This window comes from Sporocytophaga myxococcoides (assembly GCF_000775915.1).
Classification (GTDB): Bacteria; Bacteroidota; Bacteroidia; order Cytophagales; family Cytophagaceae; genus Sporocytophaga; species Sporocytophaga myxococcoides_A.
This window is the reverse complement of the sequence record NZ_BBLT01000007.1, coordinates 292,328-316,794: the sequence shown is the minus strand read 5'-3', so window position 1 is coordinate 316,794 and position 24,467 is coordinate 292,328. Positions and strand designations below refer to the sequence as shown.

The window sequence follows — 24,467 nt, the reverse complement described above, 5'->3', positions numbered from 1 at the left end:
AGATGAGTTAATTACTTATTTATTTTAGCAAAACAGATAATCTGTAACATTACCCCCATTTCATTCACTAGCAGATTTAGCCTCATTCAATGGCAAAACGATATTAAGTATACTCGGTACATTCTTAAACTTGATCCGACTAGGGGAAAATTTAACTTTATGTAAATCAATAAAATTATGAACCTCTAAAAAATTACGTTCGCACCCATAATTAATATACCCTCCACCAAGAACTACTTTTCCATTTTCATCTAAAAGTAAACTCAGAATTACTTTTGGTACAATAGGTGTATAACAATTTAAAGTAATTTTTTCGTTAAAATAATCAATAATTTCCTTTTGTGTAGTAGAATCCAAATCATTAATTGTATTTATATAATACTTTTTATCATTAAAAATAAAAAACTCGCCAATATCATTTCTTGATATCAAATATACCTGAGAATAGGGATCATGAATTTTTTCATTAAAAAAATTTATTTCTATTCTTCTATTTTTTACATTAAATCCATCAAGATAAAGACTATCAGAATTCGTAAAAAAAAACGAACTAATAAAAAGAACTATTCCTAAATTCATATTTAGCTATTTTTTAACATCACCTTTAAAAACTTCAATCTCAGACACAGATATGTCTTTTGCTTTTCCAATTTTACCCATAGCGGCAGCTTCCCTCAGCAAAGCTTTTTTGATCTGTTTCATTGAAAGCTCTCCTTTTCCCAGACCTTGCGCAATATACTTATCGTCGCCAACCTTAACTATATTTTCATTATGAAGCGTCGTTCCTACTAAGAATGGAGAATTTAATGTTATTCTAGTTCCTATTTCTGATTCATCAATTACCTGATCGGCAGTTCCAATCTTCCTACCTTTCAATAACACATCTCCATTGAACACATCATAAGTAATATTATTCTGTAATCCTGTAGAATTATGGTTCCTAAGAGTAAAATTCTCAGGCTGTAATTTGATATATTCGTTAAAATCTTTTGGTCCCATGCTTTCAAGCATTCCATATAACTTTAGAACTTGAACATATTGACCACAATCCATTGGATACAATTTGGGATTTTCAACAATATGTGTTAAAGCATCAGATGGCAAAACACCTTCTCTCATTTCAAGATATCTATCCTTAAGCTCTACTTTACCGGATTTGGCATTTGCCGTTTTCCAAAATTTATTATTAGTGTAATCAGCCGGATTATGCCAAGTGCCAATTTTCTTTAAATTTTTGGGGAATGGGGCATGTCGCAGTGTAATTTCTCCTTTTAACATCCCCTCTCTAAATTTATTATAATCAAGTTGCTCTAAGCCATCTAAATCTATTGCAACGATAGGATTATTGCCTGCAAATTGATATGGAGTAAACCATGGAAAGTTTTTGGACATCGGATCAATACTTAAGAACCTTGCTAAACTAGAATTATAGATCCTCATTCCATAATCCTGAGTTTCTGTTTCGCCGTCATTCTCTTTACCATTAAACCCATACCTATATTTATTGGAGTTGTAAGATTTCGCGATCATGCCGAATGGATAATAATCCGTAGCGGAAATAACTTCTATCTGATTATTAACATCCCTTAGCTCACCTATTACAGATCTTACGTTACCCAAATGATCCGTCAACTCATAAGATCTCACCTCGTTTCTCAATACTCCTAACCTTGAACTACCGTAGATATACTGTTCATCTAATGTTAAAGAACCAGCTAAAGGAATTTCATAAGTACTCATGACATTTCCCTGATTGTCACGAATATAGAAAGTTTTCGTAATATTGCCATCCTTATCTGTTACAATTTTCACAGTTCTGTTTCCTGAAGCATCATATTCAAAGCTCAGTTTCGATTTCGAGCTTCCACCTTCCCTTGTTACTGCTTTTATTTTACCATAAACTGTCCATTCTATGTTTTTAATCTGTTCCTGAACGTCTTTATTCAGGTTTCCTATCTCATCATATTCATAGTTATCCGTTCCCTGGTTGTCAATATCAGAAGTATGAATACTAGCTATTGATGGCAGATCTGATACGGATCTCAGTTTATTGGTATTGGTCAGATAACCTGCTTTTTTGTTTTCATAGTTATAACTTAGTTGATCAAACTGAACACCACTTTCATTATATCTGTTCAGGCTTGTTATGTTGCCATTGGCATCATAAGCGTAAGTATTTTTATAAGCATCGCTTCCAAGACTCTTACCGGATTTAATCCTGTTCAGCTGGTCATATTCGAACTGCTGTGTCCAGGCCTGATAAACACGCTGCCCTCCCACAGTTGAATAATTTACTTCCTTGTTCAGACTTGTCCAGGTGGCAATATTACCATTGTACAAGCTGGTATTTTTACCCTGGTCATTTAAGACTACAGGGGTTGACTGCAAGCCCTGAACACCTCCTCCGATAGCAGCATAATCTTTCTTGCCATTCTGATCATAGTAACCAAGGGCATAGCTGAACTGATCTCCTTTCATACCTTTGATCCAGCCCTGAAGCGTATAGGCATAAGTCTGAGTCTCAACATTGTCCCTTCCAATCTTTGCCTGAGCAAGAGGCCCATGGGCATAATAATCATATTCGGCTTCTTTTACCCAGTTCACACCGTCTGTACTGGTAGATACCTGAGTGATCCTGTTATCTCCATCATATTCATACTTATGAACCAGCTGATCGCTCTGGCCTTTCTGATAGTATACATAGTTTACCTTTCCTGATACAAGATCATAATCATAATCCATGCGTTTGGTTACCAGATTACCTCCTGACTTTATCTCCTGAACAAGAGTTTTTACATCCCCATGAATATCATAGGAATAATGGGTTGCCCTGTCATATATTCTTATACCGTTTTCATCTATAAGATCCTTATCTGCATAAGTAACAGAAGCTACTCTCGGTCTCAGGTTCATTTGCTCAAAACCCTGAAGGATGTCTTCGAATGCTACCTCATCATAATAAGTAGAAGTGATCTGTTGCTTCACTCCGCTTGTAAGGAAGGTCAATTCTATAGCATTGTACTCAACCTGAGACTCATGCTTAGGCGTGCTGAAGGTTGCTTTTGTGATCAACTCTCCAACCTCCACACCCCGGCCTATCTTATCATAAAGAGTATAGCTATATGCTCTGGCCTTTTCTGTTGAAGAGGAAATGGCATTTAAAGCTTCAGTAACACCTTCATATTGTTTTTCATTCAGGTAATTTTCAATATTATACTGTTTACTGTTCTGGCTTAGTACCAGTCTGCCCAGCTCATCATACCAGAATCTTGATCCCAGCTGCTGAGCCCGGTCTCTCAGACTCTTTACTTCTCCGTTACCATTCACCAGCGTTCCGTTCTGTGCATCTGCCAGTGCGACGATCGGCGTCTGAGAGCCGGATCCTGTACCTTCAGGCATCCATCTGTAACCGCCGTCAACCGTTTTCAGAACAAGTCCAAATGTACCTGTTATGTATCCTGTAAGCCTGTCTGTAAAGCTTACACTGCGCAATGATCTGCCCGGCATTCCGGTTCCCTTGTCATCGGTAATATCTGCATCGTTACAGATTTTCAGGTAAGAAAGGCTTCCTGCAAGCAAATTGGAAGGCTCCGTTGCCGGTGTGCTGCAGCTTGCCTGAGTTTTCTGGTCAGTGGTAAATGTTCCCACTGGCTGTAATCTGTAAGCCGTTCCTGCATTTCCTGCAACATAACCGTATCCGTCAGCATCCACATGTACTCCGTATAATTCTTCGGTGGCTGTAAGGGCAATGCTGTAATTGCTCATATCGTTGCTGTACAGCAGGCTCTTTCCTTTGATCATCCACACTTTTGTGCCTGTTATCACGATGGAGCGTACTTCTCCCGTGCCAGGAGGATTTGAAACCGGCGTCCAGGTATTTCCTGCGTTCGTGCTGTAGAAGATGCTTCCGTTAACAGAACCGGCCACTGCCTTGTCTCCTGATGAAGCCACTGCACTCAGGTTCTGCGTAGATCCGACTGGTTTTGGCTGCCAGGTTTCTCCAAGATCCGAAGAGACCAGCACCGTTCCCTGATTGCCTACAGCTATCAGTTTATTCCCCTGAGCCATGGCTGTTATCGGCTGTACTTTTATCGGAAGGGCCTTGCTCCAGCCTCCGCCCTGATAGTAATAGATGTTTTTTGTTCCTGCTGCCAGGTTTACTGATACCTCTCTGATTGGCGCATTTAAAGGATCAGGATTGCTTCCTTGCCATGTACCGCTGCCATTCCTCATGTAGATGCTCCCGTTTTCCGTTACTGCAACATTGTTGTATGCCTCGTTGATCGTTCCGCTCACTCCGCTTTCATTGGTAAGGGCAAAGGTAGAAGCATTGTAGGTTTTCATGCCTCCGTCTGTTGCAAGGCGAAGCGTTCCTGCATCAAGGTAGGAATCTTTGATCTTCACTGTGGTAGCACTGATCACTTTCTGATAAGTCCACTGGAAGTTATTATTATCCTGACTTGCTTTCTTAAACAGTTCGCTGTTGTCTCCGCCCGTATACATTGTCAGGTTTCCTGATGATGTTGAAGTAAGAAGGTTCGTCGGCTGAACTGCATAGGCCTTGTTCACCCAGCCGCCCCCTGCCAGTCTCTGATAGGTAGATCCGTCAGTAAAGGTAGCCAGTGCATCAACTCCGCCTGTAGAAGCCGCAGTAATGCTCATATCTGAAAGCATATAAACATTGACTCCTGAAGGAAGGGTAAACTGATAAACAGCGGTAACCGTTCCATTGCTGTTTAATTGTCTGAATTTTTGGGCACATCCCGGCTTGCCAACCCTTTAACCCACTCTAAGCCGGGACCGGGCTGTACGCTTTTACTCCTCGCCCTAACGCACCAGACCCACCCTGCTGTGGGGTAACCGCTGCCATCCCTTGTGCAAGAGGAACTTCCTCCTATATTCTAAAATTTTTTATTTGTGCTTTTCTTTTGATGCGTTTCTTCTTGTTCTAAAGCTTTCAGATGTTGAAATCCGTATTGTATCTTGAACTGCAAGCCCTACACTCTCATCCTTACTGATTCCTCTTAAACAGATCTCCATTGCTTCGCGCACCATACATTGTTTGGTTTGTGGAGGAGCCTACAGTAAGAAGACAAAAATCTTTTTTAACTGATAAGAGGTTGAAAAATAATTTTATATTTGCATTGCGTACAAACTCAAAAAGAAAATTTCAATGAAAACTTTAGTATTTAAAAATATGCCTGACAGAGAGCAGGTGAAAGTCCTGCACATTTCAAGTCTTCTTGGGTGTACGCAGCACTGTCGGGCTACTTATTTAAAATCTTCAAAAAGCTATGCGTGCACCCGAAAAGAAGAAAACAAGCAAACGACCAGAGGTCAGGCGCTTAAAAATCCAGCCAGGTATCAGATTTAACCGCTGGTGTAGGACAACAGTTCCCGTAATCAGACTTAGTGGTATATGGCTGAATAAACTGGGATTTACTCCAGAACAGCGTATCACAGTTACAACTATGAATAAATTACTCATTATCCGACTGGATGAAGATTAAAATTTAAAGCCGTCAATTTATATCAAATTGATGGCTTTATTATTATTGATCTACTACGATTAAAGATTATTTTATTTATTGAATGTTTTTAAAAAAAACATTCAGTAAAACTTTATTAGTCAATTATGAAAAGAATGGTCGATATTCAAAAAAACACATTCTATTCATCTCATCTATTAAATTATTTCTAACATGACTAACATTTTTTTTAAAGATACTATAACTTTCTTTGCTTACTGTGCAGCTCTTATTACGTTTTGTTTCAACTTGGGTACTCAATGTAAAGACTTCTTATTTAACAATAATATTATTCAGATTAAAGGTGATAGCATATTCTCTCCATTAATAACACCTTATTTGTGTTTCCTTTATACAACAATTGCTATCTCTTTTATTGCTCTATTATTCATTGGATATCTTCGCCTGTTTAAAGGATTTGACATTAATCCAATCTATCATTTGTGTATTTTATTGCTTTTATGCATTTTCATCTCTCTATCGGGATTTGCAAAACCATTAAAGTTTATTGCTTTTGCCCTCAATTTATGCTGGTTATACTTTGTCTGCTGGCTTTCTGTTCGGCTTGCTTTTATTTTCATTAAAACAAGCCTATTCGATTAATAGCTAAATTGCGGGCCTAGCTCCAATACAAGATTTCAGGGGGCGTAGGTTCAAATCCCGCCACCCCCAACTTTAATTCATTACAATTTCTAATAACTCAGTTCTAACTATACCAACAGAAAATTATTTATGACTACTTCCCGACCTTTAGAATATGTATGCTTCTTTCCTGTAAATATCCCCACCGGAGAAGGCGAAGCTTATTGGTTTGCATCTGTTGATGTTTATTCCAAAGTTATATTTTCTACAGGTGCTGAATTAGGGCTCAACAAACAAATTGTTTTAAAGCATTTAAGCCTTCTTATGAATGAAGATAATTTTAAAAAGCACAGGGATAAGGGATTTACTTTGATTATTCATAAAGACTACGGCTATCTAAAAGAAATGACCGATATTATTGCTCCTTATAAAGGTAAACTAATGATCAGCGATGCTTTGGTCACAAAAGAAATGGTACCTGTTATGGAACATATCTTTAAGTCTATGAGAAGGTGATAATGTACTCCCATAAAAATTTGTACCCGGGAGCTTCCTGATACGGACTTTTCAGAACAAATCAGACAAGCCAAAGCCATAAGACTCGAACAAAACAGAAAAAGTACCTGTCCGAAGTATTAAAATACTTCTTTCAGATACTTTTTCTTCTTATACTTTTTAAAATTCCTTCTTAAAAAGAACCGCCTTTCGAACTCACTTATCTACTACCCTCAACCTTTTCATTTTCATCAACTTCGTTGTATCGAAGTCTTATTTACGGAAAGATTGTGGGAGTTGCGGTGCTTGAAAAGAAATTTAATCCGCTGTAACCTCAGTAGAGTCATTTAATACACAAATTGAAGTTAATATCAATTCTTTATTATATTTATTTATAAATAAATATCCATACTCTTTATTTTCACCTGTCTTTATAAATATATCTTTTAAGCCATCTGAATCATAATCTACAATATCTACTATTACTGTCAAACCAATATTGATCGGAACTTCTAAAATCTTATTCCAATCTTCTTTCTTGTCAATTGACAGTACTACCAAATTAGCAACATTCCGAGATTGTTTATATAGTATAACTATACTTTTTGCACCAAAATAATTTCCTATATACGCAATACATGTATCGGATCTATAAATACTGTCATTTGCACCAATTTTATCAAGAATGTATTCAGCTTGTCTATTAACCTTTGTGTTTTGTGAATGACATCCAAATCCAACTGACAAAATAAATACTATAAACAAAGCTTTTCGCATAACTTAAATTATTTTTTTAGTGTAGAGCATCAAGTACTTTTTGAAGTTCGGCATTATCTATTGCATTTGTTTGTTTGGTCGTTTCGTCCTTGACAGATGCTGGAATCTCTGAATAGAATATACTATTTCCATGAATGGCCGTCACTCCCCATAATGAACCCGATTTATTCGTATTAGTTAATTGTGACATTTGATTATCATATAACTTCCCTACAATTGTCCAATTTGCGTTAAATAGTTTACTTTTCCCTTTTTCTTTATATGTATTTCCTTTATTAGCATATTCAGTCATAATATTTAATTCTAGCTTTAAAAGTTTATTCATCAGATTGGAAGGAACAAAAATCCCCTTTCTATCTCCAAATGTTTCTTTTTGATATCTGTAATGAGATAATCCCTTTAAAAGAACATCTCTACCATCCCAATAAATAGCACCATTTGAATAATCATGTCCTCCTGTAAGAGCGTTAATTGCTGCCATCATACCATATCTTTGTTTAGCAGGATCTGCGTCCAAATCATCATATTCATATAATTTGGCTCCATACGAATATGAATTTTTACTATCTACAAGAGACGAAATAGTTTTACCAGAAGAATTTCCATAGTTAACAGTTGCACTTGCTATAGCGAAAGATTCTTCTTTTGGGCCGCCACTTTCGGCATATACTGTAGCAGCGAAATTTTTTAATGTAGTATTGGTAACGGACAGAAGTGTAGTCACTTTGCTTTGAGCTACATTTTCCCAGTTTGTAACTTTGTTCTTAGTGTTTTTATTGACTTCTTCAGGACTAGTTACATAAGCTTTATCATCTTCTTTACCGTCATTTCCTAAATGTTTTCCTTCCTTGCTGTAATAATCGCCCATACCTGAAGGGTCAATTCTATTTATAGGATTATTAGACATTGAAATATATCCAGATTGGTAATCAAATAAATAAATTCTCGGATCTAACGATTGCCAACGTATAACTCTTGGATCATACATACGTGCTCCATAATCATAGCTATTTCCTCCACCTTTTACCTCGTCATCTTTCTCTTTTCCACTAAACCCATAGCGATAGTTGTTGGAGTTGTAAGTTTTGGCTATCATCCCGAATGGATAGTAATCCGTAGCAGAAATTACTTCTACCTGATTATTGACATCCCTCAGCTCTCCGACTACAGACCTTACGTTACCCAAATGATCTGTCAACTCATAAGAACGCTTTTCATTACGCAGCACACCCAGCCTTGCACTGCCATAAATATATTGTTCATCTAATGTTAAAGAACCTGCTGAAGGGATTTCATAAGTACTCATGACATTTCCCTGAGCGTCACGAATATAGAAAGTTTTTGTAACATTGCCAGCATTGTCCGTCACAATTTTCACGGTCCGGTTCCCGGATGCATCGTATTCAAAGCTCAGATTCGACTTCGAGCTTCCTGTTTCCCTTGTTACAGATTTGATTTTACCATAAACCGTCCATTCTATGTTTTTGATCTGCTCCTGGACATCTTTATTCAGGTTACCGATCTCATCATACTCATAGTTATCGGTTCCCTGGTTATCAATATCAGAGGTGTGAATACCAGTCATCGAAGGCAGATCAGAGACCGATCTCAGTTTATTGGTATTGGCAAGGTAACCTGCTTTTTTGTTTTCATAGTTATAGCTCAGCTGATCAAACTGAACGCCACTTTCATTGTACCTGTTCAGGTTTGTTATATTGCCGTTGGCATCATAAGCGTAAGTGTTTTTATAAGCATCATTTCCAGGAGTCTTACCGGACTTAATCCTGTTCAGCTGATCGTATTCAAACTGCTGGGTCCAGGCCTGGTAAACGCGCTGCCCGCTCACAGTTGAATAATTCACTTCCTTGTTCAGACTTGTCCAGGTGGCTATATTACCATTGTACAAGCTCGTATTTTTACCCTGATCATTTAAGGCTACAGGAGTTGCCTGCAAACCCTGATCTCCCCCGCCAATGGCGGAATAATCCTTCTTGCCGTTCTGATCATAGTAACCAAGCGCATAGCTGAACTGATCCCCTTTCACACCTTTGATCCAGCCTTGAAGCGTGTAGGCATATGTCTGGGTTTCTACATTGTCCTTTCCGATCTTTGCCAGAGCAAGAGGGCCATGGGCATAATAGTCATACTCTACTTCTTTTACCCAGTTTACACCGTCTGTGCTGGTCGAGACCTGAGTAATTCTATTATCCCCGTCATATTCATACTTATGAATCAGCTGATCATTCTGGGCTTTCTGATAATATACATAGTTTACCTTTCCGGATACAAGATCATACTCATAATCCATACGTTTGGCTACCAGCGTACCTCCTGATTTTATCTCCTGCACGAGAGCCTTGACATTGCCATGAACATCATAGGAATAATGCGTTGCCCTGTCATATACTCTCAGACCATTCTCATCAGTAACATCCCTATCCGAGTATGTAACAGAAGCTACTCTCGGTCTCAGGTTCTGCTGCTCAAAACCTTTAAGGATATTTTCATATACCACCTCATCATAATAGGTAGAAGTGATCTGCTGCTTCACTCCGCTTGTAAGGAAAGTCAATTCAATTGCGTTGTATTCAACCTGAGACTCATGTTTAGGAGTGCTGAAGGTTGCTTTGGTGATCAACTCTCCTACCTCTACAATACGGCCTATCTTGTCATACAGGGTATAGCTGTACGCTCTGGTTTTCTCATCAGAGGATGTCATCGTACTTAATGTCTGAGCAACACCTTCATATTGTTTTTCACTCAGATAATTTTCTATGTTGTACTGTTTGCTGTTCTGGCTTAATACCAGTCTGCCCAGTTCATCATACCAGAACCTTGACCCTAACTGCTGTGCGCGGTCTCTCAGCATGGTTACTTCTCCGTTTCCATTGACAACCGTTCCGTTCTGAGCATCTGCAAGCGCTACGATCGGTGTCTGAGTCCCGGAGCCTGTACCTTCAGGCATCCATCTGTAACCGCCGTCAACAGTTTTCATAACAAGTCCAAATGTACCTGTTATGTATCCTGTAAGCCTGTCTGTAAAGCTTACGCTGCGCAATGATCTGCCAGGCATTCCGGTTCCCTTGTCATCGGTAATATCTGCATCGTTACAGATTTTCAGATAAGAAAGGCTTCCGGCAAGCAAATTGGAAGGCTCCGTTGCCGGTGTGCTGCAGCTTGCCTGAGTTTTCTGGTCAGTGGTATATGTTCCCACTGGCTGTAATCTGTAAGCCGTTCCTGCGTTTCCTGCAACATAACCGTATCCGTCAGCATCCACATGTACTCCGTATAATTCTTCGGTGGCTGTAAGGGCAATGCTGTAATTGCTCATATCGTTGCTGTACAGCAGGCTCTTTCCTTTGATCATCCACACTTTTGTGCCTGTTATCACGATGGAGCGTACTTCTCCCGTGCCAGGAGGATTTGAAACCGGCGTCCAGGTATTTCCTGCGTTTGTGCTGTAGAAGATGCTTCCGTTAACAGAACCTGCCACTGCCTTTTCTCCTGAAGCAGCTACCGCACTCAGGTTCTGCGTAGATCCGACTGGTTTTGGCTGCCAGGTTTCTCCAAGATCCGAAGAGACCAGCACCGTTCCCTGATTGCCTACAGCTATCAGTTTATTCCCCTGAGCCATGGCTGTTATCGGCTGTACTTTTATCGGAAGGGCCTTGCTCCAGCCTCCGCCCTGATAGTAATAAATGTTTTTCGTTCCTGCTGCCAGGTTTACAGACACCTCTCTGATCGGTGCATTTAATGGATCAGGATTGCTTCCCTGCCATGTACCGCTGCCATTCCTCACATAGATGCTGCCGCTTTCTGTTACTGCAACATTGTTGTATGCCTCGTTGATCGTTCCGCTCACTCCGCTTTCACTGGTAAGGGCAAAGGTAGCAGCATTGTAGGTCTTCATCCCTGCGTCTGTTGCAAGGCGAAGCGTTCCTGCATCAAGGTAAGAATCTTTGATCTTCACAGGGGTGCTGCTGATCACTTTCTGATAACTCCACTGGAAGTTATTATTATCCTGACTGGCTTTCTTAAACAGTTCGCTGTTGTCCCCGCCTGTATACATCGTCAGGTTTCCTGATGATGTTGATGTAAGAAGGTTCGTCGGCTGAACTGCATAGGCTTTGTTCACCCAGCTGCCGCCTGCCAGTCTCTGATAGGTGGACCCGTCAGTGAAGGTAGCCAGTGCATCGACTCCGCCTGTTGAAGCCACAGTTATGCTCATATCTGAAAGCATATAAACATTCACTCCGGAAGGAAGGGTAAACTGATAAACAGCCGTAACCGTTCCATCGCTGTTTAGAGTCAGTTTTACTATTGTATTATCAGTCTTCAGGGCATAAATACCGTCACTGGTTTTGTATATCTCATAAACATTGGTCAGAACAGCGTTGTTGCTGTTGGTCAGTATAAGCGTGTTATTAGGAACCGTACCGGTATTCAGTTTAGTTCTGTACAGATTGTTATTGCCATCAAGCAATAACCAGTCATGGGTTGCATTGACGATCAGTGATCTGGTCGTATAACCTGAATAACCTGTTATATCGATTTTCTGCCAGCTGTTGGTTCCTGTTCTGTACGCTAAAGAGGATGCAAGAATGACCTCTCTGTCACTTACCGGTGAATTGTTGTTGGTAAAGAGGGTTCCTGCCACATATACTGATCTGGTAATGTTATTTAACTGAGTTGTACCCGGAGAGGCGATATTGTTAGTCACTGTAACAGTTCCAAAACTGCTCCAGTTGTTGCTGTTTCCGTAGTTACCCGAATTGGATACTGCAGATACCATAGTGCCGTTCAGGTCTGAAATCCTGAGGATGTCATTACCGGAGGTTACTGCTGTCCACGATTTTCCATCGGTACTGGTATAAACATTTCCTTGCGGATTGCCCGCATCTGTCATCAGGGCGGTATAGTTGCCCGATTTCATGATAAGCTGCTTGAATTGTTTCTGAACATTACTGCTGTTCCACACAGTGAACTTTCCATCAGCTACCTTCAGTATTATCCCATTGGCTCCGGTAATGTAGATATTCTGGCCTTCGAGTGCTATCGCGCTGTACGGACCTGCACCGAATTCCTGTATATTGAAGGTACCCCCTCCGTCTGCACTCATGTAAAGTACGGATACACCACCTTTTGTTCCTGTCACCAGGATCTGGTTATTGTCGTTCCAGACATCTGTAATCGTTACGATATTGGTATTTTTCAGAGCAATGTTCGGAGAAGACCAGCTTACTCCGCCGTCTGTTGTTGTCCATATAGTACCGTCACCAGCCATGATTCTTCCGGCCGTGGACGTCGTAAAGTATACATCTATAAGGTCAAGTGAAGTCGGTGAAGAGAACAATGTCCATTCGCTTCCGTTGTTGGTGCCTTTGATAAACAGACCATTCTTACCGACTGCAAAATAGGCAGGTGAAGCTCCTGTGACGGTATTGATATCCAGAATATCTCCGAATTCCAATCCCAGATTGGCAGTCCACTCCTTACCGGTATCGGTCGTCTTGTATAATTTTGTTTCCGAAGAGGAATTGGCAAAAAGAAGTCCTTTTTGTGCGGTCACATAATCCACCGCACCCACAGTATAACCGTTTGGCAGGGTAAGCGACGGATTTGTCTCCCACAGATCCTGACGGCTGTGATCCGGCATATCCTGAGTGACCAGCTGGTTCAGACTGTTGTATTTATAGGTAGTAGCCAGCGTATGGTCTGTGTATACATTCGGCACTTTATTGTCTTTAAGATCCGAGATGATACCTGCAGTTGCACTTTCGCTCAAAGGTTTTACCCCAGCCGGAGGAACTGTTCTGACAAGGTTTCCGGCCTGATCGTAATAATAAAGTGTATAATGCTGTTCACTGTCGCTATAATCTATGGTAAGCTCTTCCTGCAGACCGTCCATAACAGAGGCTATATAGTCATTGACAAATTTCTTTTTAGCTTCCTGAATATAAGCATAGTAGGCAGCTTCAACATTGGAAGTATCTACATTTTTAATAGTAACATTACACTGATTCACTGTTATGATCCCGGGAACTTCAATATCCACCACATCGCACATGATATTGGAAGGCTTACAGTCTTCAGCTGATCTTTCAGAAATTGTTACTGATTTGGTAAATGGTAAAGTACATGCGCTTCCCTGCTTAGGAGTATACACAAGGTTTACAACACCTGCTGTTTTCACTTTTACCTGTGATTCGTATTGATTATTGGCATTAATACCTGCACCCGCCCACTGGAATGTATAGGCAGAAATGTTTGCCGCCGTCAGAGATACAGGGTCTTTTCCCGGGCAGAACTCAAGTCTGTTGTAATAGATTTTTCCTTCAAAGGGTGTATCATTGATAAAAACATCACCGGGTTTGGTGCAGTTTTTACTGTCAGAAACGGTAAACGATTGTAACACACCTGCTACAAGCTGTTTATTTACTATACCTGTAGAGGTATTGGTAATTGTAGCATCTGCCCAGGTAACCTTGTAAGGAGGAACTCCTCCGGAAATGTTCAGGGTCAATGTACCATTGGATCCGGCACAAACAGGCGATTGAGACTGTTGGGTAAAGGTCAACTCATTTGAAGGACCTGTTACGGTGTATGTTCCTGTTACGGTGCAAAGGTTCTTATCTGTAACTTTCACTGTATAAGTTCCCGGATCAGGGTTATCAAGACCAGGGTTCTGAGAAGAGAAAGTTCTCGTCGTTCCTCCGGCTCCCACAACTGACCAGTCGTATGTATACTTTTGAGTACCTCCGCTAACGTAAAACTTCACATTAAATGACTCTGAATAACATGCTCTGGTAAAGCTTGTACCATTAAGATTGGTAATGGCAAGAGGATTTGTTGAACAGTCCGTTGGAGGGACAGTCGTATATTTCACTTCAAACGGACTCTCCACTGCACAGCCTTCTGGCGTTACAACTGCAACAGTATGTTTGCCCGCACAGGCATTCTGGAATTTAACTGTACTTTGATTCTTAAGAACATCAAGATTCTGATATTTTAAATAGTCATCCAGCGGAGTTTTATCCCATAAGATAACATATCCATCATAATTTGTAATTCCGGAAAGGCTTAAAGCTGCCTGACCGTTACAAAGGTCCGATCTGGTATCCTGAGTAGTAACAGATACATTGATCGTTTGTCCACATTTATTGGAATTGAATTCTACACTGTCTTTACATCCTCTTTTGTCTGTCACAACCACTTCATATATTCCTGAGAGAAGTTTATCCTGACTTTTCAAACTTCTGTCAAAAATGTCTCCACCCTTCCAGTTATAAGTAAAAGGAGCCATTCCCGAACTGTTTACCACCGTAGCTGTAGTTCCTTTTAACACTACGAAAGGCTCAGGTTTACTCACTGCACAAGGATTGTATACAAATGTAAACGTTCCTGGACAGTTATTGGCATCTGTTACATTTACTGTATAGCTGGTACCAGGAACAAGGTCAGTTCTTTCAGCAATATCCTGATTGTTGTCCGTCCAGACAATATGGTAATCTTTTTTACCTTTAGACACAATTATCTTAACTCCACCTGTCGATAAATCCTCTTTAGATATCTCAAGAGATGGAGGATTATCCAGGATGATATCAACAGTTTCTGTTTTACAGGTAGAACTATTCGGTATTACAGACAGACTGTATCTGCCACCTTTTAACCCAGTTTTAGTTGATGCATTGGCACCTGTAGCCTGAAGAGCAGGATCTGCCCAGACAATATTATAGTTCGCTGGAATAGAATTAATTGTAATGCTGCCTGTTGTTCCATCATAACAAAGAGGATCTGTAAATTTGTACTTGATCTCCGCATTACAAACTGTCGGAGGCTTACAACTATTGGGAATTTCAAATGGAAAAGAAGTAGTATTCCCTTGTCCGTCTATAGTCACCAGATTAAGATTATCCAGAGACAGGGAGGTAGCAATTGCGGAAATATTGATCTGTTTGCCAAAACCAACAGGACTGTTATTGGCCGGGTTATACCAGGTATAAGAAACAGGTTCTGCAACAGGTGTAGCGTTTGCGCTTCCGTCATCATTTACCTTGCTCAATTTTGCTTCGTAATTACACCCAGCTACCAATGTAAATCTGACACTATTGCTTGGACCATCCTCAAGTTTTTCATCAACAGGACTGTAGTAATATGTACACTTGGTTACATTATTCACCAAAAGTAAAGAATAACTACCTTCACCGATATATGAAAGCGTTGTTCCTTGTACAGGACTGTAAATATTTGTACCTGTCCAGTAAGCAGTAACATGTGCAGGAAGATTGTTAAGTGTTATACTTCCATCAGTTTTTCCTTTGTAACTTGGTTTTACTTTAGTAAACTGAGGCTGATAGTTATTCGATTCTGGAGTATTACACACAATGTTGCATGGAGTTACAAGGTCACTGTAAGTATTACAATATGAATCCGTTATTTTAACCATAAAAGGTCCATCACCTATATTATTAGGGATGGTATATGGCCCAAGCTGAAGATTACCTGACGTTGCTGTCAGATTCTCAAGGGAGCTAGGGATACAACATCCCAGATCCAACCTATAAGGACCGGATACAGCATTTGTTATATTTATAGATAGCTGATTTTTACATTCACTTCCTGCGTTTGCTGTGGTTGTTACACTCATAGTGCTTTTAGGAGCAGGATCAACCTTTACGATAATTTCTCTTGAAACTTTGCTAACGTTATCAGTGATGATCAGCTTAGACTTTCCTTCTGCCATGTTATACATGGTAATTGGAGAAGAGCCACTACCTCTCGAATCTTTATTATTCTTATTGACTACTGTATAATTACCGCTTCCGCCAGTAATAGTGAGCACAACATAAGGTTTGGTACCACATTTTTCAGGATATGCCTGATAAGTAGCACCCAAAGTAGGACATCCTGCATCCTTAGAAGGATCGCATGGAGGACAGTTTGCAGAATTTGGATCGCAAGGGCAATTAAGTGGATCTGTCAGATCACATCCCTGGCAGTTTGGATCAAGGCCTGCCAAACATGGGCAGTCAGGATCAACTGTCGGATTACACTGTGGATTACATCCGGGATCAGTTGCAAGATTACAAGGGCAATTCGGATCCGTTGCAGGATTACAGAAAGGTACACATCTTCCACTTCCTTTAATCCCAGTCTGAATGATATCCCCATTACAATTCACAGAAGTGATCACCGAATCTTTACATGGACGGTTAATAAGACTGGAATATGGCAAAAGATTTCCGTCGCTTGTCTTTATTCTATATTTACATGACGTATCAGGACATTCTATTTTGATCAGAACTTTTTCATTCACCTGATAGCTAACTATAATATTACATTCAGTTTCTACTATGTTGTTAATAGAGAACGGTAATTCAGGACCTTCACAGTTTTTGGAATCCAATACCCTTACACTATAATTTCCTTTTGTAGTGTAGTTACGAGACCCTACGTTAGTAATTGTACCATCTGACCATTTGTATTTGTATTGACCTCCGTTTCCTCCTGTCGGAGTGGATACAGCAGCAGTACCACCGCTTACTGAAACAGTTGCAGTGATTGCTGTTGATGGCTGAGTGATGGTATAGGTAAGAGTTGTCTGACTACAGCCAGGCCAGTTGATAACTACAGTATTTGTTCCTGCAGTAAGGTTGCTGTTGGTATTTCCGGAAGCATTCGGATATCCTGTCCATACAACAGGACTGGAAGACGTTGTTGTTGAAGTTCCTCCACAGCTACAGTTTAAAGCTGCCGGTAAAAGTATCTGACCAGATCCCGTTTCGACACCATTGGCATCGCAAAGAAATGTATTTCCTTTTATGATAGAGCTGCCGGTAAGATTTGTGTTCTGCTTTACTCTTATAGATGCACAACTTTCCAATCCATCTATTAAACCATTATTTATAAAATTCAATGCATACAGCACACTTCCTGCATAACCTTTATAGACAGAATTACTGTTAAATGTAGCGGTAGAAGTAGCAACAACGATATATCCTTTATTTTCTATATCTTTGTTATTATTAAGACTTCCATCAACAAACAATTTGCAATAGTTCCTGAACAGAGATGTTGGTTCATTATTATTAAAGATTCCTTTAACATTAAATGTACCTCCATTGATAGTAGTAAATTTATTATTAAAATTCCCTGTTACAGTAATCGTTCCTGTATTAAGATAGGAATTGGCAGATGTATTAAAGCTAAGGTCACCATTAACAGTTAATGTACCATGGTTCTCTAGAGCGCCATTGAAGCCAATGCTGCTGGTAGTAAGAATACCATAGTTCTTTACAGTACTGTTAGCAAGCAAATTAAGGTTAGGAGCATTTAGCTTTGCTGTTCCATTAACGATAAGAGTGAACGTTCCCGGAGTTCCGGAATAGTTAAAATTCTGAATGGTAGCATTTCCACATACAATCAATGTTCCTCCTGCCACAGAAAGGTCTCCGGTAAAAGAAGGTGAAGTAATATAGACTGTCTGTCCTGCAGTTATTGATACAGTTCCGGAATTTTGACTATAATTGACCGCACCTGATGGAATTGAAGAACATGAATAGGAGGATACAGCCTGGGACATACAGCTTCCCGGATTTCCTGTTGGAATATCGGAGCTACCTCCGCTTCCTCCTCCTGGATTTGAAGGAACTTCAAGAGGCACACCATCTTTATAAACAACCACTTTTCCATCATTGCCACCATTACAAGTTACAGGAGTTGTTACTACAGTAAAATTACAAGTATTACCTTGACCTACAATTGTAAAAGGTAGTGGATCTCCAGTACATCCTTTGTTGTCTCTGACTGTTACAGTATAGTTACCAGGAGTAGAAAAATTTTTGCTTCCAGTCGTCGTAGTTGTAATCTCGGTTGAGGAAACCAGCCTCCAGTCATAATAGAATTGCCCCGGATTACCTCCTGTTGGGGTGCTCACTGTAGCTGTCCCTCCATTAACAGAAACAGTAGCCATTATTTTGTTTGGAGTAGGAATAGTAAATTGCTGATTAACTGCACTACAGCCCTGAAGATTAACAGAAACATTATAAGTATTTGCAGAAAGTCCTGTTACTGTGCTACCACCTAATGTAGGAGTTCCGGAACTCCATGTAATCGTTCCTGAAACACCGGAACCTGCTCCTGTTGCATTACAGCTGCAATTTGTTGTTGCACCTCCTTGTATGGAACCAGAGCTGATCGTTTCAATGCCGTTTGCATCACAAAGGTCAGCTGCTCCTTTCACAATACCTGATCCATTGATCGTTGTAGTTCTAGAAACTTTAACAGCTGAGCATGAAGATCCAACACCCTCAACAATTCCATCTATAGTAATATCTTTTGTCGCAAGCAAACTATTTGAGAAGCCTTTATACAATTTTCCGCCGGTGATATTGGTAAGGTTACCTACAGTAATTTTACCATAATTTTCGATAGTAGTAGAATTCGAAAAGCTGTTTCCTACATTTATATTGCAAAGATTTATAAATCCGGAGCCACCATTGTTATTAAAGTCGCCGGATATTTCCATTGTACCTCCGTTAGTTGCAGTATTGTAATTGTTGAATGATCCACCTACCTGAACTCTTCCTGCATTATAAAATTGACCTGTATTAGCATTGATATTAAGCGTCTGAGTTGCTGCAAGAAAACCATGATTAAAAAGCTTTCCATTAAATCCAATGGTATTGGTAATAGAAAGGTTTCCATAATTCTTAAGCACACTCTGATAGTCAAGATTTATATTCTGACTCGTCAATGTTGCCTGTCCATTTATAATTATTGTAATCGGCTTGGAATTATTATTCATTTCAAAATTTGTGATCGTCGCTCCTCCGCAAACAACAAGGGTATTTGTTCCTAAGAACCTTACACTGCCGTTAAAGGACGGAGAGGTCAGATACAACGTTTTACCATCCGGAATTTCGACCAATCCGCTCGTTGCATTACTTACGATAGCCCCTGAAACCGGAGTCCCGCATGAGTAAGACGATATTTCAGGCGTTACACATGTTCCACCATTATCCAGCACAACCAGCTTACCATCTTTATGAATTTCTGCTTTGCCATCCATGCCTCCAAAACAGGTGCTCCCCGTAGGTACTATTGTTATGTTACAATTTTGTGAGTAAGCCGCTAAACTCGCAAAAAGTAGTCCCAAAAGTATTCTTAAGCTTTTCATCTCTAAAAATTATATTCTTAATTAGATCCTTGTACAGCTTTTTTACAAACTGTCATTGTATAGTTAGGTACTTCAATCTCTACCTTTGTATATATTTTATTATTATTTGAATCAACAGTCACTGCGTCAGCTGTGAAGAGATTCAATGAACATTCGTTGCCATTGCAAGCAGACGCATCTGTAACCGGCTGTATGTTGGTAAAATAACTTACCGTATTAAAATCTAAGGTTGCAGAAGTGCTACCTGTTTTTCTGATATTAATGTTCACCGTACTGCTTGTTGAATAAGTCAACTCCCCCATTAGCACACCATTGACATTTACCGAACTTGTCCATTTGGGTGCAATTGAAGTTAATGTTATAGCGGGATCTCCGTTTACATCAAGTGCATTAATGTTAAGCAACTTTCTTAAAGGATATTCATAATACTTTATCATTGCACTGCTTGACAAATTAACTTCAGTTGAAGATATCAGCTGGGCCGTTTTATCATTAATAACCTGCTTATTCAGCATATTAAGGAATCCGACTATGTTTTTACTAGCTCCTGTAACCTGGCAGTTTGGAGCAATTGTACATGGCGTTAATGTGGTATTTTCAAGCTCTCCGTTAACCTCAAAAGATGCTTTCTGATAACCGCTTTGTAATTCAGGAGCAACTCTATCAATACTTGCAAGTAAAGAATTATCGGAAGTTTTGTAATAACCGGTATAGTATACAGTCATCTTGAAATGTGTTGCATCTATCGGATTTAGACAGCAGATTTTAAGTTTGTTAAAATCGACTTCCATTCCTGCAGGTAATGTGCTGAAGTTAAGAGTAATCTTAATTGTCTTAGTCGGTGGCGTAAAAGTATTGTCAGCAGAAGAAGATAGTTCTCCTGTCAAAATTCTTGTAGCCTCATCATACGTCCCTGTCCATCTGATTGCAGGAATGGTGGATCCGATCTTAAATTCTCTTATAAGTGTACCTCCGAGCATTAACAAGCTTGTAGACGGAGGACATGCAACTACTATAGGGGCAGTATTTTTTAATATCTTCTTTCTTTGCGCCTGTATGACAAAATCCTGGATATCCGAAGCAATTGGGCACAATCCACAGTCTTCATAACGTTGTCTTGCAACTGCGTCATTAATTTGATTAATGTAAAGCTCCTCATCTTCCTGGCAATTTACTACCATATCTACATCAGTATTTGTTTCAGGATCATGAACCTTTCTGATACATCTACCTTGTTGCAATTCTGCTCCAAGAGGGTATACTTTCTGATAGAATTTTCTCACTTTGTCTCCATAGAATCTGGATCTCCACACAAAGCAGGTTTGTTTACTATCAAAATAAGGTATGGAATAATAAGTATCTTTTACTTCCACCTGGCTCTCTGTACAACTGCGCCATACCCACCAGCCACTGCAGTTCCTTTGCGTTTCTATGCGACTGGAAGTGTATTGTCTGAATTGAAAAAACGGGGAAGCCTCGTCTGTAGATGTAAAATCCGGATCACCAATACAGCCATTATAATATCCACCTTCAATAGCTTTGGCAGTAGCAATACTTCTTAATATTTTCTGACGTTCTGTAAGATATAAAGACTTAAACATATTCCATGCTGCTCCTGTAGTCATCAGATTGGATGGACAGGTAGGGCCAGAGCAGGTAACAGATGAAACAGGGCATCCCACGCCAAGGTTTGCAACCTGGACCATTGTAAGGGATGTATTACCTCCGACTACTTTATAATTGTTGAACAATAATTTGAAACGCTTTTTCAGAATTGAATTACCTGCGAATAAAGGATCATTGTCAACTATGCTGACAGTTCCATCAGTATTCACAAACTTGTGATCCGTATCATCGGAAATATTTTCAGTAGTAACCAGTTTGTATTCAAACTCATTAATAGTGTGTTGCCCAGTGCATTCTACAAAGTATTTGTATTCCGGATGGTATACTACCAGATAATTGGCGAAATGAGGTTTCCAGTAATTTTCGAAAATGGCAACATCTTTAAGATATTTTACAGGAATTTTATACTCTCCTATTTCTTCATTTACTGTTACAAGAGCAGATGCACCATCAGGAATAAATTCAGGAAAATAAGTACTTCCGGATTTGATTACCTTAGCATAAACCAGCTTGCCGTCTGTTCCATAATAATTAGTCTCTTCATATTCAGCTGTATTCAAATTAATTTCATCTTTAAAAATAGATTGATTGTAATCTGTTTCAGCGTTCGGATATCCATCAATTATAATCCTTATAGGTTTGTGCCAATCTGCTCTTGAAATCTTGGTTCCATTTTTTAAGGTTATAGGAACAACAGAAAGAATATTTTCAGGATTGAAAACAGACAGTTTAAATTTGGATACATTAATATCTGTTATAGGTGTTCCCATCATGTTCCCCTCCGGATCATTGTTTAATGGCACATCATACTCAGATTCTGTAATATCTCCTTTATTAATGAAGTCGTCTGATTGAATACTTGGAATTTTAGGGGATTCAAGATTTTTCTCTCTGATTTCAGCATATTGTCCACCGATTGAAAGATCTGCAAGCATTCCGTTAAGAGCAGATACACAGGCAATATTGCTTCGACAAAGATCATAACAATTAGACCTCATTCCTTCTTTTTCCGATTCAGTAAGTTTTGGAGTTGTAATGCCGTCTCTTCTGGAATCAAGATTGGTAATTAATGACTCTACATTGTTTTGACATGTTTCGCATGAATATCCACAACCTGAAAGATCTGCAATATCTATGGAGTCTTTAATATAATCACCAACCGGAATTACGCATGTATATGCAGAATTGCTTAAATACTGGCTCAGATAATCATTTAATTTGGCTTCATTGATCTTGATCTTTTTCGTCAGTGTATATTCACCTGCATTAAGCACTTTTGTAACAGTGGTATTTCCAGTCTGAACTGTTCCATTACCAAATTGGTAAGTACTTGACAAAGGCTGAAGGAATATTCTTTCTCCACAACTTTGGAGTTCTATTTCAGCATCAAGTACCGCCGAAAGATTTATATCTTTTACGGCATTTTCTGCTTTATTTGTACATTTGATAATATATGGTTTTGCAGAGAAGTTATAGGAGAAAACATAACTGGTATTGTTCTCGCTTACAACAAGCTTTTTAAGATAACTTTTGGACCTTTTATCTTCTGACAGAATATTTGAAATGGTTGAAAGAAGTTGAGAATTAATATGTCTTCCCTTTGGACCTTCCAAACCTTTCACACTTTCAGGGCTTCCTCCAGCAAGTGCTGTAGCAATAACTTTTCCGTCCATATCCAGATAAGACACACTTACCTGACCATTAGGATCAACAACTACATTTTTCTTATAGTGGGCATTGTTTCCTACCTGAGTTCCAAAAAGTCTGGTTAATTCTTCCTGATCAGGTGTGCCATACAAATATTTGGTCTCATGTCCGGACTTAATCTGATGAGCATCCCCTACACCAGATTGCGCTGCAATTCTTCCTGTATTGTCATTGGTATACTTAGTTTGCGTATAGGGATATTTTTTTGCATCTGGAATCAGACTCTTATTAATAATGTTGATCCCCTTATTACCATTGGTTTCAAATGAGTTAGAAGGTGAATAGTAATGTGAAGCCCCTGAACCTTCGTCAAGCGTGGGAGAATCAACATTACAGCCGGATCCTTCTGTCGCAATATCATAACTTGTTTTCGTTATGGGTAAAGGATTACCGTTTTCATCTTCAATTTTGTTGAATTGAGGATGATAATATAAATTATTAGCTCCCTTGTCAGGAACCGGCAATATCTGAATAACAGGTCTCCCGTTGTAGTCGTAGAATGTTTCTCCGACAATTGCCCTTTCATCAGTATTGATACGGGTAACAGCCTGTCTGTTTCTTGAAGAACCGTCGTGATAACTTAATACAACTTTACTTTTTCCTTCTTCAGCAAAACTTAACGATGACTGCCAGTTCATACTTTGTTCAAGCCCCGTGAATTCGTAATAATGATTAGTAGAAATTCCCGCAACACTTGTTGAATTCTCTTCTAAAGACCATTTACCTTTTACCGTTACCAATCCACCATTTGCAATGTTTCTTCCTACAGGTCTGACTCTGTAAAAAATCAAACCTTTCTCATATATTAATGGAATTTTAAATGAATTTGATTTTAATTCCACTCTGGAACTATTTGTTCTGAAAAGAAGATTATCTCTTAATTGAATTTGAGCAAGAGATAAGGTATTATTTATATTTTCCGGATCCTGATTTGAAATATATGTCCATTCTAGTTCATAACTTTCTGCATTATTTAATGCGTCCCATGAAACAAGAAGGCTACCCTCAGTATTGACGAACTGATCATCTTTTAAAATTCCTGTCACCTCCTGAGCATATAGCATTTTTTCAAACACTTCTGTTTCAACTCTGAATTGCAGTTTAATATCATCAAAGCCTGTAGCTGGTATGTTAATATTGGTAATACGGCCTGAAATTTTTAACGCATTTTCCAGCCTTACCAAAGCAATAGGTGCATAATGAGCTGCGCTCATATCTATTTTCAGAACAGCAATTTTATGACGGTCAACAAGTACATTATTTTCTTCTACTGTATAAGTAAGATCAACAGTAACTTCTGCAGTTCCATCAGTAGGAACAGTATTGGCAGTTAGAGGATAATATAACTGAACAACACCAAAAGTCTTGTTTACGAAAAATGTCCTGCTTGCCGGATCAGAAATCGTACTTTGAACGAGAGTAAAATTCTGATATTCTTCTCCCAAATTATTTGTGGGCGACACATTCATATCCGATTTGGGATAATCTGTTTTATCCACAAATTCCTTGGCGAATGCTATATTGATCGATAATAAAAATGCTAGATAAATAATTATCCTGATCATAAAATAATT

7 protein-coding genes are annotated in these 24,467 nt (G+C 39.2%); 2 read left to right on the top strand and 5 right to left on the bottom strand.

Features of this window, described 5'->3' with window-relative positions; all coding sequences use genetic code 11:
- Window positions 1-60 precede the first annotated feature (60 nt).
- Entirely contained in the window at window positions 61-579 is a 519-nt protein-coding gene (locus MYP_RS17495; RefSeq protein ID WP_045466177.1) for a hypothetical protein, read from the bottom strand.
- Between the two features lie 6 nt (window positions 580-585).
- Window positions 586-4,662, bottom strand: coding sequence for an RHS repeat-associated core domain-containing protein (locus MYP_RS17490; RefSeq protein ID WP_197060115.1), 4,077 nt, complete (start codon window positions 4,660-4,662; stop codon window positions 586-588).
- A 632-nt stretch (window positions 4,663-5,294) separates the two neighbouring features.
- Here MYP_RS17490 and MYP_RS25830 point away from each other — a divergent pair.
- Window positions 5,295-5,510, top strand: a complete 216-nt coding sequence (locus MYP_RS25830) for a SymE family type I addiction module toxin (RefSeq protein WP_081990566.1) — start codon at window positions 5,295-5,297, stop codon at window positions 5,508-5,510.
- A gap of 750 nt (window positions 5,511-6,260) precedes the next feature.
- A complete protein-coding gene (locus tag MYP_RS17480; RefSeq protein WP_045466168.1) occupies window positions 6,261-6,626 on the top strand; it encodes a hypothetical protein in 366 nt (121 codons plus the stop codon).
- Between the two features lie 297 nt (window positions 6,627-6,923).
- Here MYP_RS17480 and MYP_RS17475 read toward each other — a convergent pair whose 3' ends face one another.
- The 3 genes from MYP_RS17475 to MYP_RS17465 are packed head-to-tail and all read right to left on the bottom strand — an operon-like array spanning window position 6,924 to window position 24,458.
- Complete coding sequence (locus MYP_RS17475; protein ID WP_045466164.1) at window positions 6,924-7,382, bottom strand: hypothetical protein; 459 nt, start codon at window positions 7,380-7,382, stop codon at window positions 6,924-6,926.
- A gap of 16 nt (window positions 7,383-7,398) precedes the next feature.
- Window positions 7,399-19,560, bottom strand: a complete 12,162-nt coding sequence (locus MYP_RS17470) for an RHS repeat-associated core domain-containing protein (protein ID WP_156140703.1) — start codon at window positions 19,558-19,560, stop codon at window positions 7,399-7,401.
- A 17-nt stretch (window positions 19,561-19,577) separates the two neighbouring features.
- A complete protein-coding gene (locus tag MYP_RS17465; protein ID WP_045466158.1) occupies window positions 19,578-24,458 on the bottom strand; it encodes a hypothetical protein in 4,881 nt (1,626 codons plus the stop codon).
- Between the last annotated feature and the right edge of the window lie 9 nt (window positions 24,459-24,467).